Here is a 14,599-nt window from a genome sequence, read left to right as displayed (position 1 = left end):
GAGCATCTGTGGCCAAGTTTTTAAGGGCGCACGGTGGATGCCTTGGCACCAGGAACCGATGAAGGACGTGGGAGGCCACGATAGGCCCCGGGGAGCTGTCAACCGAGCTTTGATCCGGGGGTGTCCGAATGGGGAAACCCGGCAGTCGTCATGGGCTGTCACCCGCTGCTGAACACATAGGCAGTGTGGAGGGAACGAGGGGAAGTGAAACATCTCAGTACCCTCAGGAAGAGAAAACAACCGTGATTCCGGGAGTAGTGGCGAGCGAAACTGGATGAGGCCAAACCGTATGCGTGTGATACCCGGCAGGGGTTGCGCATGCGGGGTTGTGGGATCTCTTTTTCACGGTCTGCCGGCTGTGAGACGAGTCAGAAACCGTTGATGTAGGCGAAGGACATGCGAAAGGTCCGGCGTAGAGGGTAAGACCCCCGTAGCTGAAACATTGACGGCTCGTTTAAGAGACACCCAAGTAGCACGGGGCCCGAGAAATCCCGTGTGAATCTGGCGGGACCACCCGCTAAGCCTAAATATTCCCTGGTGACCGATAGCGGATAGTACCGTGAGGGAATGGTGAAAAGTACCGCGGGAGCGGAGTGAAATAGTACCTGAAACCGTGTGCCTACAAGCCGTGGGAGCGTCGCTGTTGTTCTTCGGAGCAACAGTCGTGACTGCGTGCCTTTTGAAGAATGAGCCTGCGAGTTTGCGGTGTGTTGCGAGGTTAACCCGTGTGGGGAAGCCGTAGCGAAAGCGAGTCCGAATAGGGCGATTCAGTAGCACGCTCAAGACCCGAAGCGGAGTGATCTAGCCATGGGCAGGTTGAAGCGGAGGTAAGACTTCGTGGAGGACCGAACCCACCAGGGTTGAAAACCTGGGGGATGACCTGTGGTTAGGGGTGAAAGGCCAATCAAACTCCGTGATAGCTGGTTCTCCCCGAAATGCATTTAGGTGCAGCGTCGTGTGTTTCTTGCCGGAGGTAGAGCACTGGATAGGCGATGGGCCCTACCGGGTTACTGACCTTAGCCAAACTCCGAATGCCGGTAAGTGAGAGCACGGCAGTGAGACTGTGGGGGATAAGCTCCATGGTCGAGAGGGAAACAGCCCAGAGCATCGACTAAGGCCCCTAAGCGTACGCTAAGTGGGAAAGGATGTGGAGTCGCAGAGACAACCAGGAGGTTGGCTTAGAAGCAGCCACCCTTGAAAGAGTGCGTAATAGCTCACTGGTCAAGTGATTCCGCGCCGACAATGTAGCGGGGCTCAAGCGTACCGCCGAAGTCGTGTCATTCCAGCATATAGGGCCAACGCCTGCTGGGATGGGTAGGGGAGCGTCGTGTGCCGGGTGAAGCAGCCGCGGAAGCGAGTTGTGGACGGTTCACGAGTGAGAATGCAGGCATGAGTAGCGATACACACGTGAGAAACGTGTGCGCCGATTGACTAAGGGTTCCTGGGTCAAGCTGATCTGCCCAGGGTAAGTCGGGACCTAAGGCGAGGCCGACAGGCGTAGTCGATGGACAACCGGTTGATATTCCGGTACCCGCTTTGAAACGCCCAATACTGAATCAGGCGATGCTAAGTCCGTGAAGCCGGCCCGATCTCTTCGGAGTTGAGGGTAGTGGTGGAGCCGACGAACCAGACTTGTACTAGGTAAGCGATGGGGTGACGCAGGAAGGTAGTCCAGCCCGGGCGGTGGTAGTCCCGGGGTAAGGGTGTAGGGCGTGTGATAGGCAAATCCGTCACACATTGAGCCTGAGACCTGATGCCGAGCCGATTGTGGTGAAGTGGATGATCCTATGCTGTCGAGAAAAGCCTCTAGCGAGTTTCATGGCGGCCCGTACCCTAAACCGACTCAGGTGGTCAGGTAGAGAATACCGAGGCGTTCGGGTGAACTATGGTTAAGGAACTCGGCAAAATGCCCCCGTAACTTCGGGAGAAGGGGGGCCATCACTGGTGATCCGATTTACTCGGTGAGCTGGGGGTGGCCGCAGAGACCAGCGAGAAGCGACTGTTTACTAAAAACACAGGTCCGTGCGAAGCCGTAAGGCGATGTATACGGACTGACGCCTGCCCGGTGCTGGAACGTTAAGGGGACCGGTTAGCTGACTTTCGGGTCGGCGAAGCTGAGAACTTAAGCGCCAGTAAACGGCGGTGGTAACTATAACCATCCTAAGGTAGCGAAATTCCTTGTCGGGTAAGTTCCGACCTGCACGAATGGCGTAACGACTTCTCGACTGTCTCAACCATAGGCCCGGTGAAATTGCACTACGAGTAAAGATGCTCGTTTCGCGCAGCAGGACGGAAAGACCCCGGGACCTTTACTACAGTTTGATATTGGTGTTCGGTTCGGCTTGTGTAGGATAGGTGGGAGACTTTGAAGCAGCCACGCCAGTGGTTGTGGAGTCGCCGTTGAAATACCACTCTGGTCGTGCTGGATGTCTAACCTGGGTCCGTGATCCGGATCAGGGACAGTGTCTGATGGGTAGTTTAACTGGGGCGGTTGCCTCCTAAAGAGTAACGGAGGCGCCCAAAGGTTCCCTCAGCCTGGTTGGCAATCAGGTGTTGAGTGTAAGTGCACAAGGGAGCTTGACTGTGAGACCGACGGGTCGAGCAGGGACGAAAGTCGGGACTAGTGATCCGGCAGTGGCTTGTGGAAGCGCTGTCGCTCAACGGATAAAAGGTACCCCGGGGATAACAGGCTGATCTTCCCCAAGAGTCCATATCGACGGGATGGTTTGGCACCTCGATGTCGGCTCGTCGCATCCTGGGGCTGGAGTCGGTCCCAAGGGTTGGGCTGTTCGCCCATTAAAGCGGTACGCGAGCTGGGTTTAGAACGTCGTGAGACAGTTCGGTCCCTATCCGCTGCGCGCGTAGGAATATTGAGAAGGGCTGTCCCTAGTACGAGAGGACCGGGACGGACGAACCTCTGGTGTGCCAGTTGTCCTGCCAAGGGCATGGCTGGTTGGCTACGTTCGGAAAGGATAACCGCTGAAAGCATCTAAGCGGGAAGCCTGCTTCGAGATGAGTATTCCCACCCCTTTGAGGGGTTAAGGCTCCCAGTAGACGACTGGGTTGATAGGCCAGATGTGGAAGCCCGGCAACGGGTGGAGCTGACTGGTACTAATAGGCCGAGGGCTTGTCCTCAGTTGCTCGCGTCCACTGTGTTAGTTCTGAAATAACGAACGGCCGTGTTGTTGCCCGGTGTTGGTTAATTTCATAGTGTTTCGGTGGTCATTGCGTTAGGGAAACGCCCGGTTACATTCCGAACCCGGAAGCTAAGCCTTTCAGCGCCGATGGTACTGCAGGGGGGACCCTGTGGGAGAGTAGGACGCCGCCGAACAATTATTCCGGGAAAGCCCCGCACCTCTGGTGCGGGGCTTTTCTGCGTTCACGGGGCATTCAGTCCGACGGCGACCATACGTAAGGGGTCGTCGTGGTCACTTCGTGAAAGCCGAGGCGGCGCAGGATCGGTGCGCTGTCGTCGGACGCGTCCACTTGGAGATAGCTGACTCCGCGGGCTGCCGCGATTTCGGCGCGGGCGGCGACCAGCGCGCGATAGATGCCGCGTCCTCGCCAGGCGGAGAGTGTGGAGCCGCCCCACAGACCGGCGAATTCGGTTCCTGGCCTGACGACCAGCCAGGCTGCTGAGACGAGCTCGCCGTCTGCTTCGGCGACCAGGACGGTGATGTCGTCCGGGGCAGCGGCGATCCGGCCCGCCAGGTCGTCCCCGATCATGCTCAGGTCCTGGCCCCAGATCACCGACTCCATCGCCGCTATGCGGTGCATGTCCGCGGCTTCGGTGACCCGGCGGAGTGCGACGCCGTCCGGGAGTACGGGCGGTGACGCCATGTCCTTCGTGAGGCCGATGAGGATGGTCTCCTCGTCCTCTGCGGCGAAGCCGGCGGCGCGCAGGCGGTCGGTGAGGTCGGCCGGGCGGTCATGGCCCCGTATCTTCCACTCCACCGCCTCCCCCCGGGCAGCGAAGTAGTCACGCTGACGGGCGATCAACTCGTCCAGTTCGGTGCCCCGGACGCCCAGGTCGCGCGGAGCGCTGATGAAACCGCGGAACTGGCCGACGGTCCGTGTCAGGGGGCCGTCCTGTTCGTGGCTGACCCCTGCCGGGGGGTGGGGCGGCGCGCCGCGCATCTGCTCGTCATAGGCCGCGAGCAGGCCTTTCGTGTCTGTCACGGGAGTAGACAGTATGAGATGGCGTACCGCACGGGTATACGAATTCGATTGCTTGAGGACGGAGTGCCGGACAGGATCGGTGTATGGACTATGTGATTCGCCCTGTACGCGCCGAGGAATGGGCGCTGGTCAAGGACATACGGCTCGCCGCCCTGCAGGATCCCGCGGCTCCGGTGGCGTTCCTGGAGACGTACGAGCAGGGCCTGGCTCAGCCCGACGAGTTCTGGCAGGGGCGCGCGGCCGGTGGGGCGGAGTCCAGTGGCGACGAGACACGTCAGTTCATCGCTGAGGCGCCCGACGGGAGTTGGGCCGGCACGATCAGCGTGCTCATCGAGCGACCGGACGGGGACCTGCGGTTCGGTGCGCCCGCCAAGGTCCACCAGGCCCATGTGGTCGGGGTCTATGTCCGGCCCGAGGCGCGGGGCAGCGGGCTGGCCGACCAGTTGTTCGGGGCCGGGGTCGACTGGGCGTGGTCACTGGGCGAGCCGCGTATCGAGCGGGTGCGTCTCTATGTGCACGAGAACAATCCGCGGGCCGGTGCGTTCTACCGCCGGTTCGGTTTCGTACCGACCGGGGAGACCCTCGCCGAGCCGAACGATCCGACGGCGCTGGACCTGGAGTACGAGATCATCCGTCCCCTTTGATGGCGTGCCGCACCGGCCCGGCCGGCTGTCGCCCCGAGCGGCCGGGCTTTTCCGGGAGCCTCGATACCCGTCACGTAACTCCTAGAGCGGGGACGACCAGCGGGCCCGGGCCTGTTCCTTCGAGCGGAGCAGGACGAGCGTCGGCAGGCCCTGGTCCTGGCCGGTCGACAGCAGTTCAGGGAGTTGGGGGAGTGGTGCCACAGCCGCGACGTCGTCGAGGACCAAGGCCATTGGTGGGTCGAGCCGACCGTCGGTTGACCGTGCGGCCATGCGGCGGCCGTGCTCGACCACGTGTGAGGCGAGGGCGGTGAGCAGGGGCATCGCACCGGGTGTGGAGCGAGGATCCTCGATGGATTCACCGACCACATAGAGCGTGCCCCCTTCGCCCGCAAAAGATTCCAGCACCAGCGAATCGGCCCGGTTCGGTGTGCAGGCCTCGCGGATGTGGACCGAGGAGAGTGCGGCGAACGCCCGTACCGTCAGCTCCTGGGCCATCTCCCGGCGTTCGGGGTGACCGGTGAGCGCGGACTCCAGCAGGCCGGCGAGTCCGGAGGCCGCCTTGGGATGGGTACGGAGCAGGCGTACGGGTTCATGGGCGTTGCCGCCGAGGGCCCAGCGGTGGACCTGGCGGAACGGGCGACCGTCTATGGCGGCGGCGTGCAGCCAGCACTGGAGCAGGGTCTCCGCGGTCTCGGCCGTCATCGCGTCGATACGGGCCTGCGGCCGGACCGGGGCGAGGAGCGCGGCGGCGCGGGCGGCTGCCGTATCGGGCTGTTCGCATCCGGCGGTGGGGGACCAGTGGAGGCGGGCCGGGGTGTCGCAGAGGTGGCCGGGGTCGTAGACGAGGACCGGGCCGAGTTTGGCGCGGGCGTCCTTCGTCTCCGCCCAGACGGTGGGGTCCGAGGTGATGACGAGGGCGGGTCCGTCCGCCTCCCGGATGGCCTGGACCACCGTGGGCCGGCGGGTGGCGGCCGGGCCGTAGACGACGAGAGGTGTGCGGGGCGAAGGGACGGCCGGGACGAGGAGAGGGGGCGCGGGGTCCTCGGCGGATTCGGCCGGTGCCGGGGTGGCCGTGGCCGGAGTGGCCGGTGCCGGGGTGGCCGGGGTGGTCGTGGCCGGGGGAGCGGGAGCGGGGGCGGGGGTGGGGAGCGGCGCGGGGGCGGAGACTTCCACCCCGGCGGGCTCCTCGCGCTTCGGGTGCGCCGCGTGTCGCGCGTAACGCTCCTCGCGGCGCTCTTCCCGCCGACGTGCTCGTACCGCGCGCCAGCGGGCCACCACGCCCATCACGAACACTGTCAGCACCATGAGCACCATGAGTTCGCCTATGAACAGGCCCCAGAACAGCCCGTACCCGGAGAGCTCGTCCGCCGGTGTGTCGGGCCAGGCTGCCGGGATGTCGTGCGGGGCCGCCGCCAGCCGGCGCATGGCAAGCGGTGTCTCGGTGAAGGTGACGCCCTTCGGCCACGCGCCGTGCGTGAACAGCCCGGACAGACCGGTGGCCGTCCAGGCCAGGAGGGCCAGCCCGAGCAGGAAGCCCAGCAGGCCGACCAGCAGACCGTCCGGGATGCCGCCGGTGCTCGGACCGGTCTGCTGCTCTGTACGCCCTGCCATGTCATGCCACCGTTGACTCGGACGACTCGTTCAGTCGTTGTTGGTGCTCGATGCGTGCCGCGCGCTGTTCGGTCTCCAGCTCTGCGGCCCGTACGTCCTCCGGGAGCAGATCGACTGCGGACGACTCGGTCATCGCCCGGTCGGTGAAGACCAGTGGCCGTTCCGCCTCGGTGATCAGATGTTTGACGACCTGTACGTTCCCGTTGACGTCCCATACCGCGATGCCGGGGGTGAGGGTGGGGATGATCTCGACCGCCCAGCGGGGCAGGCCTAGTACGCGCCCGGTCGCTCTGGCCTCGTCGGCCTTCTGCGCGTAGATCGTCCGGGTCGACGCCATCTTGAGGATCGCCGCCGCCTCGCGTGCCGCGGCCCCGTCGACCACGTCGCTGAGGTGGTGGACCACGGCGACGAACGACAGCCCCAGCCGCCGGCCGAACTTCAGCAGCCGTTGGAAGAGCTGGGCGACGAACGGTGAATTGATGATGTGCCAGGCCTCTTCGACCAGGAAGATGCGCTTCTTCCGGTCGGGCCTGATCCAGGTGTGTTCCAGCCAGACGCCGACGATCGCCATCAGGATCGGCATCGCGATCGAGTTCCGGTCGATGTGCGAGAGGTCGAAGACGATCAGGGGCGCGTCCAGGTCGATGCCGGCGGAGGTCGGGCCGTCGAACATGCCGCGCAGGTCACCGTCGACGAGCCGGTCCAGGACGAGGGCGACGTCGAGGCCCCAGGCGCGCACGTCGTCTATGTCGACGTTCATCGCCTCGGCGGAATCGGGTTCCGGGTGGCGCAGTTGCTCGACGATGTCGGTCAGTACGGGTTGCCGCTCGTTGATCGTCTGGTTGACGTAGGCGTGCGCGACCTTCAGCGCGAAGCCGGACCGTTCGTCGAGGCCGTGGCCCATCGCGACTTCGATGATCGTACGGAGCAGGGCGAGCTGGCCCGTCGTGGTGATCGACGGGTCCAGCGGGTTGAGCCGGATGCCGCCGTTCAGGGCTGCGGTCGGGTCGAGGCGGATGGGGGTGAGGCCGAGCTCCTGGGCGATGAGGTTCCACTCGCCGACGCCGTCCTCGCCCTGGGCGTCGAGGACGACGACCTGGCGGTCGCGGAAGCGGAGCTGACGGAGCACGTACGTCTTCTCCAGCGCGGACTTGCCGTTGCCCGACTCTCCGAGCACCAGCCAGTGGGGGGCGGGGAGCTGCTGCCCGTAGAGCTGGAAGGGGTCGTAGATGTACCCCTTGCCGGAGTACACCTCGCGGCCGATGATCACGCCGGAGTCGCCGAGACCGGGCGCGGCGGTGGGCAGGTACACCGCCTGGGCCTGGCCGGTGGAGGTACGCACGGGCAGTCTGGTCGTCTCCACCTTCCCGAAGAGGAAGGAGGTGAAGGCATCCGACAACGCGGACAGCGGATCTCGCATGGCGTGACTGCCCTCTCGGTTAGCGACGGATGCCGGTGGCGAACGGCAGGGTGTTCACGAAGGCGCGGTGGTGCTCGCGGTCGCACCACTCCAGCTTCAGGTACGACTTGCCGGCCGAGGCCCGGATCGTCCGCTTGTCACGGGCGAGGGACTCGGGTGATCGCGACGACACGGTGATGTACCCCACGAGGTTCACTCCGGCCGCGCCGCTCGCGAGATCTTCACCCCGCTGGTCGAGCCTGCCGTGGGCGGCGATGTCGCGCGGGTCGACGGTCCGGTTCATCTTGGCCTGGCGGCTCGCCTCGGCCTCGTCGTTCGTCTTCTCCGTGAGCATCCGCTCGATGGCGACCTCGGTCGGTTCGAGGTCCATGCAGACCGCGACCGTACGGATGACGTCCGGGGTGTGGACGAGGAGCGGGGCGAGGAAGTTGACGCCGACGGGCGTCATCGGCCATTCCTTCACCCACGCCGTGGCGTGGCACCAGGGCGCACGTGTCGCCGACTCGCGGGTCTTGGCCTGCAGATACGTCGGCTCGACCGCATCCAGTTCGGCGGGCCAGGCGTTGCGCTTCGTCATCGCCTGGATGTGGTCGATGGGGTGGTCGGGGTCGTACATCGAGTGCACGAGGGAGGCGAGCCGGCTCTGGCCGAGCGGCTGGCGCACCCGGATGTCGGCTTCGGCGAGGCGGGCGCAGATGTCGGTCAGTTCGCGCGCCATGACGACGGCGAGCCCCGCGTCCCGGTCGAGCTTGCGGCCTGCTTGGGGGCGGGCGGCGCGGGCCATGGCGTTTGCCTCGGCGGCCAGCTCGCGGTTGAAGTGCATGCACGCGACGAGGTAGGCGCGGTGCTGTTCGCTGGAGGTGGAGACCATCGACTGGAGCTGGTCGTACGACTCCTGCAGCCAGCCCGGGGCCGTCTTGTCGCCCCGCTGGGCGACGTCCTTCGCGTGCGCGTCGGGGTCGGCGGGCAGGGTGCGGGCCAGCATCTGAATACGGGTCACGAAGCCGTCGCCGTTCGCCACATGCTTCAGCAGCGTGCCGAACCGGTCGACCAGTGCCTCCTGGTCCTCGCTGTCGCGCAGCCCGACGCCGGGACCCTCGATCTCGATCGCCGCGGTGACGGTGCGGCGGTCGGCGTGCAGCAGTACGGCGATCTCGTCAGGACCGAAGGGGGCGGCGAGCCAGTTGATCCGGCCGATGCCCGGGGGCGGCCCGACCTCGACCTCGCGGCCGTCGCCCCGTACGCCCGCTTCCATGGCGGAGGAACGGTAGGCGGCGCCGCGGCGCACGGACCGCTTGAAGCTGCGGTTGATCTCGAACCATTTGTAGAAGGTGCGGTGCTTGTACGGGACGTACACGATCGCCAGCGCCAGCAGCGGGAATCCTGTGAGCAGCACGATCCGCAGGGACAGGGCGGGGACGATCAGCCCGCTCATCATGCCGAGGAACGCGCCGACGATGATCAGCGCGATCTCGCCGGTCTCGCGGTTCTTGCCGACGATCGCGTTCGGCCGGGCCCGGCCGATGAGATACGTACGGCGGGGCGCGACCGGATGGGACTGGGTCGTCAACGCCCTCCACCTCCTGTGCTGTTGTTACCTGCATTGCCTGTACCGCCGCCCCGGCCGGTGCGGCTGCTGTGCGGGGTGCCGGAGGTGGGTCCCGATCCGCTGCGGGGCGGAGGTGCGGCGGAGGGGACAGATCCGCCGCCGACCCCGCTCCCGCCGGTGTTGCGGGAGCTGTGCGCGGCCACACCGCCGCTGACCGGGTTGGCGGGCCTGCCGCCGCTGTTGCCGCCGCCCTGTCCGCCGTTGTCGCCGCCGCTCCGGCTGCTGTGGGTCTTGATGCCCTGGGAGACGAGAGCAGCCGGGGAGCTGATCAGGGCGGCGGCCTGGGCGCCGTCGGTGGCCTGCTTGCGGTTGGTACGGGCGCCCTGGATCTCGTCGCCGAAGCCGGGGACGAAGCGGTAGATCATCGCCGAGGCGAAGATCGCCAGGAGGATGATGGCGAGCCCGGAGACGACGGCGGAGAACGCGTTCGGTCCCCCGTCGGAGGAGAGCGCGCCGGCCAGTCCGAGCACGATGACGATGACCGGCTTCACCATGATCACCGCGATCATGATGCCCGCCCAGCGGCGGACATGACCCCACATGTTCTTGTCGACGAGCCCCGAGTAGACGACGACGCCGAGGAGCGCGCCGACGTAGAGCAGGGCGGCCCGGATCACGAGCTCCAGCCAGAGCACGCCCGCGGCGAGGATCGACACGAGCGAGACGACGATCAGCATGATCGGCCCGCCGCCGATGTCGGAGCCCTTGCTCAGCGCCTCGGCGAACGAACCGAAGAAGACATCGGTCTGCCCGCCGGAGGACGACGCGATGACGTCCGTGACGCCGTCGGTCGCCGACACGACCGTGTAGAGGATGAGCGGCGTGAACGCGGACGCGAGGACGGTCAGCCAGAGGAACCCGACAGCCTCGGAGATCGCGGTGGCCACCGGAACGCCACGGATGGCGCGCTTGGCGACGGCGAGCAGCCAGAGGACGAGAGTGAGCACGGTGGAGGCGGCGAAGATGACCGCGTACTGCTGGAGGAACTTGGGGTTCGTGAAGTCGACGTTCGCGGTGCCTTTGACTGCGTCGCTGAGCTTGCCGACGATCCAGGCCGCGGCGTCGGCGCAGCCGCGGGCGAGGGAGGAGAGGGGGTCCAGGGCGTTGGCGGCGTCGTCGGGGGAGGTGGTTTTGGGGGCGCCTGCGTCGCCGTTTTCGCAGTAGTCCTTGGCGAGTCCGACGATGAGGTCGCAGGCGTTGTTGCTCTTACTCGGAGATGGGCTCGGCGTCGGGCTCGGTGCAGCAGTGGCACGGGACGCCAAGAGGACGATCGTGGCTGGGACGCTTCCCAGAACGGACGCGACAGAGATCGCATGGGAGCGACGGCTAGCGGGCATAGGTAAAGCCTCCGTACTGCTCAACCGCACCGGCGATGTCGTCTGCAGTCGATGCCCGGTTGCCGCCGCTGACCGGTGTCGGGCCTTCTGTCTGGTTCGACGACTCGATCTTCCAGTCGTTCCCGACCCATTTCAGGTTCTCGGTGATGGTGAACCAGGTCTCAGTGACGGGCTTGGTGGAGCCTTGACCGGCCATCCCAACAAGGCCTGTACACCAGACCTCGACGGTGGCTGTGTCCCCGGTCTGCTTGGTCACTTTGGTGCCCACAGGCACCGTCCGGGAGATGAACGTCAGTCCACTGGGTGTGCTGCCATCTTCGTTCAACCCGACATTGGTGAAGAGGCTTGCGGAGTATGCCTTGTCCATGTCGGCTTGGAGGCGGTCGACCACAGCCGGGTCGTGAGTGGCTTGCAGGATTCCCCGGCGTGCGGCGGCATTGAACATGTCGGCAGAACCGAGTGCTACGGCGTAATTAGTTGCAGCGCTCTGCGCACCCTGCTCGTCGTGCGCGAACCCCGACGCGATCGTGCCGTTCTTCCCCGTCACCGGCTTCGTGCCCGTCGCCGCCGTCGGTGCCGCACCCGCCTTGTTGCCGCCGCCGTTCCCGCCGGACGAGGCGCCGTCGTTCCCGCCCCCGCCCATGTTCGCGAAGGCGATAGCCGCGATGAGGAGGACGACCACGCCGACCACCGTGATCAGGGACCGTGAACTGCGGGCCGGCCGACGGGAGCCGCCGTAGCCGTCGCCGCCCCCGCCGTCGGGGAATCGTGTACGGGTCTGGCGCGTTCCGCCCAGTGTGCTGTATCCATCGTCCGTACGGCCTGTGCCCGAGTCGCTGTAGCCGTGATCGTCGCCGGCACTCATGCTGCGTAGGCCCCCTCAACCGTGTGCGATTCCGCGTAGTACGACGGTAGCCGTGCTGGTTCCCGCGCGGACGCGGTGTGGTGACTCGACATCAGGGAGACGCAACCTCTGCCGGTGGGCACGACGGACGGATGGGGTGGAAGCGGAACGGGGGCAGCGGCAGCCTTCCGGGCAGGCTGACTGATGGTTAGATGGCCATGCCGTAGACGATGGTGAACAGGGTTCCCAGCGATCCGATGATGAACACACCGGTCAGACCGGCAACGATCAGGCCCTTGCCCTGTTCTGCGCTGAACGTGTCGCGCAGCGCCGTCGCGCCGATACGCTGCTTGGCTGCTCCCCAGATGGCGATGCCGAAGCAGAGCAGGATGGCAACGGCCATGACGACCTCGATCATCACTTTGGCTTCGTCGCCCAGGGCTCCGAACGGCCCCCACTTGGGAGCGATGCCGTTGATGATGGTGCTGATGCCGCCCTTATCAGTGTCAGCTGCCAGGACCATGTAAGTCACCGCCCCTGTTGGGTAGTTCACTGCCCCTGCCACGTGGCATGGGTCGCTCTCTATCTTCGCTGATGAATCCGCCCAGGTGGGACGACTTGACGCCTCTCTTTCATGGGATCTCGCACGTTTGACCGGTCCGACCGCCCTGACCTGCGGATCGAATCGGTGTGTGACCACATATGTATGGTTACTCTGTGTATCACGGGGGGTGACTCTGGGCAATCATTGTCATCTCGCCACCCTGGCCGAAGCCCGCCTGCGGTCCCTTCTCGCGCCCATCGGGGCAAGCGGGTTGAGGGTCAGTCAGAGGACGGAACGACAGGGGCCCGGCGGGCGGGGCGGTGTCGTCCAGGTCTTCGGTGGCCGGAAGTCGCACCAGGAGCCGTCAAAGGGAAAGGTTCCGGCCTCGACCAGCCGCGCGACTCTGGTGCCCTCGGCGCGGATGGCGGCCGCTTCATCGGCCGACCAGTAGACGGGGTGGCCGGTCTTTTCGGCGAAGGACTCCTCGTCCTTCCACTGCCAGGACCGGTCCGGTGCGACGTTGATGTCGAGCTCGTGGTCGGCGATGTCGATGTCGTCGCCGTGGTGGACGCGGCGCTCCAGATTCACGTACCAACCGCGGAACTTTCCCCTGCGGCCGAAGAGCCACAGTACGGAATGTGCGGCGCCGGTGGGCTGATAAAAGAGGGCGCTGCCCATCGGCCACCGATCGGGGACCACCGGATATCCGGTGGCGGGTCGGTCGTCCGGGGCGATGTCCCGGAGATGTGCGCCTCCCGGGAGCTCCGTGCGCCACATGGGCGCGCCCGTCTCCATCCATATCAGCTGGCCCTCGTCCGTGCGGTCGACGAGACGTACGGGCACCGAGGCACTCAAGTGGCCGCCGATGAAGAAGTTCCAGTGCAGAATCCGGCCCGGTACGTCGTCCGTGGTGTTGATCAAGCGCGCGAGACGGTTCATGGATCAATCCTTGCTGCCGGGACCCGATGGTGGGGATGTGCTCTGTTGTGCCCGGTCAGGAGCAAGTTCAATGCGCGGAGAAGGTCGTGACGTAGCAAAAGCCTGTCGGCAGGACGGGCGGCGAACAGTGAGGAGCAGACCGGTTCGTGCCGTCCGACAGGCAGGAGCGCGAGCGGTCAGGCCGGGGTGACCGGGCCCCCGCCGGCCGGCTCGGCGAAGTGGTCGAACTCGCCGGCCATGACGCCCTTGGTGAAGGCCTCCCATTTCGTCCGGGTGGTCGTGACGATGGTGGACGGGTCGTCGGTCTCGCGCAGGTGGACGAGCCCGTCCGGGCCGAAGGCGATCTCGATCCAGGGCCCGGGGCCGTCCTCCCCCTCAGGAGCGGCGCGGACCCAGGTGAGGTCGGCGGGTATGTGCTGGTCAGCCATGGTTGGTGCCGGCCTTGACGCTTCGGAGGAGAGCGGCCCAGGCGGTGGGTGTGGTGCGGAGTATGGCTCCGGTGGGATCGCTGCTCTCGGTGACGTTGACCGTGTTGTCGTGGGCGGCGACGTGTATGCAGGCTTCGCCCTGCGCGCAGTAGGACGACCTCTGCCAGGTGGATGCGGCCATCTCTGTTCCTTTCAAAGGTCCCGAGCGATGTTGTGGACAAGTTCTCGCGACTGCTCGGTGCTCAGCGCAGCTGCGTCGAGCCGTTCGAACAGGAGGCGGTACTGCGTCAGCTGGGCTTCGGAGTCGATGAACACCGGGCCGTGGGACTGATCGAGCTGGGCGGTATCGAGTGCGGGCACCGGTCCGCGTACGTAGTAAAGCGACTGACCCGAGCCCGGGTAATACGTGGCTTCGAAGGGGACCACGCGGATGGTCACGTGGGTCCGTTCGCTCACCTTGAGCAGGTGCTGGAGCTGAGCGCGAGCCACACTCGGGCCCCCGAACCTCATCCGGAGCGCGGCCTCATGAATGACTGCGCGATAGGGGGCGGCACCCTCCCCGTACAGCACCGCCTGGCGTTTGACGCGGTACGAGACACGGTGTTCGATCTCCGGCGGTGACATCTCGGGCACTGCCTGCCGGTAGATCTCCCGAGCGTGATCGACAGTCTGCAGCAGCCCAGGGATGTGGATGCTATGCGCTGCGTGCAGGCTGTTGCCGTAGTGCTCAATCTCGGCGAGGTCGAGGAGTCTGGGCGGCAGGATGTCCCGGTACTCCTCCCACCAGCCACGCTTGCGGTCACCTGTCATGGCGACGAGAGCCTCGATCAGCGCTTGGTCCGTGCACGAGTAGGTGTGGGCCATGACGCGTACGCGGTCGGCGCTCACACCGAATCGCGCCACCTCGATGTTGCTCAGCTGCCCCGAACTGGTGCCGAGGAGATCAGCTGCCTGCGTGGTGGTCATCCCGGCCCGCTCGCGCAGCTTGCGCAGCTCGGCGCCGAGTCGGGTGCGGCGCGCGGTAGGGGCGGTCCTGCCTGCCAT

At 65.8% G+C, this 14,599-nt stretch carries 12 protein-coding genes and 2 rRNA genes; 3 read left to right on the top strand and 11 right to left on the bottom strand.

Going from position 1 to position 14,599, the window contains the following annotated elements; translation table 11 throughout:
* Positions 1–10 precede the first annotated feature (10 nt).
* Positions 11–3,135, top strand: a 23S ribosomal RNA gene (locus tag OG972_RS19780).
* A gap of 79 nt (positions 3,136–3,214) precedes the next feature.
* Positions 3,215–3,331, top strand: a 5S ribosomal RNA gene (gene rrf, locus OG972_RS19775).
* A gap of 59 nt (positions 3,332–3,390) precedes the next feature.
* Here rrf and OG972_RS19770 read toward each other — a convergent pair.
* The gene (locus OG972_RS19770; RefSeq protein ID WP_266983347.1) at positions 3,391–4,179 is read right to left on the bottom strand and encodes a GNAT family N-acetyltransferase; all 789 of its coding nucleotides are present in this window, start codon (positions 4,177–4,179) and stop codon (positions 3,391–3,393) included.
* 83 nt (positions 4,180–4,262) lie between these two features.
* Here OG972_RS19770 and OG972_RS19765 point away from each other — a divergent pair, with 83 nt between their 5' ends.
* Positions 4,263–4,823 (top strand): GNAT family N-acetyltransferase, encoded by a 561-nt coding sequence (locus tag OG972_RS19765; RefSeq protein WP_266983345.1) that lies wholly within the window; start codon positions 4,263–4,265, stop codon positions 4,821–4,823.
* Positions 4,824–4,904: 81 nt separating this feature from the next.
* Here OG972_RS19765 and OG972_RS19760 read toward each other — a convergent pair whose 3' ends face one another.
* The 10 genes from OG972_RS19760 to OG972_RS19715 form a co-directional block, all read right to left on the bottom strand.
* The gene (locus OG972_RS19760; protein WP_266983343.1) at positions 4,905–6,434 is read right to left on the bottom strand and encodes a type IV secretory system conjugative DNA transfer family protein; all 1,530 of its coding nucleotides are present in this window, start codon (positions 6,432–6,434) and stop codon (positions 4,905–4,907) included.
* 1 nt (position 6,435) lies between these two features.
* A complete protein-coding gene (locus tag OG972_RS19755; protein ID WP_266983341.1) occupies positions 6,436–7,854 on the bottom strand; it encodes an ATP-binding protein in 1,419 nt (472 codons plus the stop codon).
* Between the two features lie 19 nt (positions 7,855–7,873).
* Complete coding sequence (locus tag OG972_RS19750; RefSeq protein ID WP_266983339.1) at positions 7,874–9,424, bottom strand: SCO6880 family protein; 1,551 nt, start codon at positions 9,422–9,424, stop codon at positions 7,874–7,876.
* Positions 9,421–10,800 carry a hypothetical protein gene (locus OG972_RS19745; protein ID WP_266983337.1) on the bottom strand — a complete coding sequence of 460 codons (1,380 nt, stop codon included), beginning with the start codon at positions 10,798–10,800 and terminating at the stop codon, positions 9,421–9,423. Before OG972_RS19745 ends, OG972_RS19750 begins: the two co-directional genes overlap by 4 nt.
* Positions 10,790–11,665 carry a hypothetical protein gene (locus tag OG972_RS19740; protein WP_266983335.1) on the bottom strand — a complete coding sequence of 292 codons (876 nt, stop codon included), beginning with the start codon at positions 11,663–11,665 and terminating at the stop codon, positions 10,790–10,792. Before OG972_RS19740 ends, OG972_RS19745 begins: the two co-directional genes overlap by 11 nt.
* A 187-nt stretch (positions 11,666–11,852) precedes the next feature.
* The gene (locus OG972_RS19735) at positions 11,853–12,167 is read right to left on the bottom strand and encodes a hypothetical protein (RefSeq protein ID WP_030924923.1); all 315 of its coding nucleotides are present in this window, start codon (positions 12,165–12,167) and stop codon (positions 11,853–11,855) included.
* Positions 12,168–12,470: 303 nt separating this feature from the next.
* Positions 12,471–13,127: a DUF402 domain-containing protein gene (locus OG972_RS19730; protein ID WP_266983331.1), complete on the bottom strand. Its 657-nt coding sequence runs from the start codon at positions 13,125–13,127 to the stop codon at positions 12,471–12,473.
* A gap of 176 nt (positions 13,128–13,303) precedes the next feature.
* Positions 13,304–13,555 carry a DUF397 domain-containing protein gene (locus tag OG972_RS19725; protein WP_266983329.1) on the bottom strand — a complete coding sequence of 84 codons (252 nt, stop codon included), beginning with the start codon at positions 13,553–13,555 and terminating at the stop codon, positions 13,304–13,306.
* The gene (locus tag OG972_RS19720; protein ID WP_266983327.1) at positions 13,548–13,736 is read right to left on the bottom strand and encodes a DUF397 domain-containing protein; all 189 of its coding nucleotides are present in this window, start codon (positions 13,734–13,736) and stop codon (positions 13,548–13,550) included. Before OG972_RS19720 ends, OG972_RS19725 begins: the two co-directional genes overlap by 8 nt.
* Before the next feature lie 11 nt (positions 13,737–13,747).
* Positions 13,748–14,599, bottom strand: coding sequence for a Scr1 family TA system antitoxin-like transcriptional regulator (locus tag OG972_RS19715; protein ID WP_266983325.1), 852 nt, complete (start codon positions 14,597–14,599; stop codon positions 13,748–13,750).

The organism is Streptomyces sp. NBC_01669 (assembly GCF_026339735.1).
GTDB classification, from domain to species: Bacteria; Actinomycetota; Actinomycetes; order Streptomycetales; family Streptomycetaceae; genus Streptomyces; species Streptomyces yanii.
The sequence above is the reverse complement of the archived record's forward strand: the minus strand, read 5'-3'. Positions and strand labels throughout refer to the sequence as shown.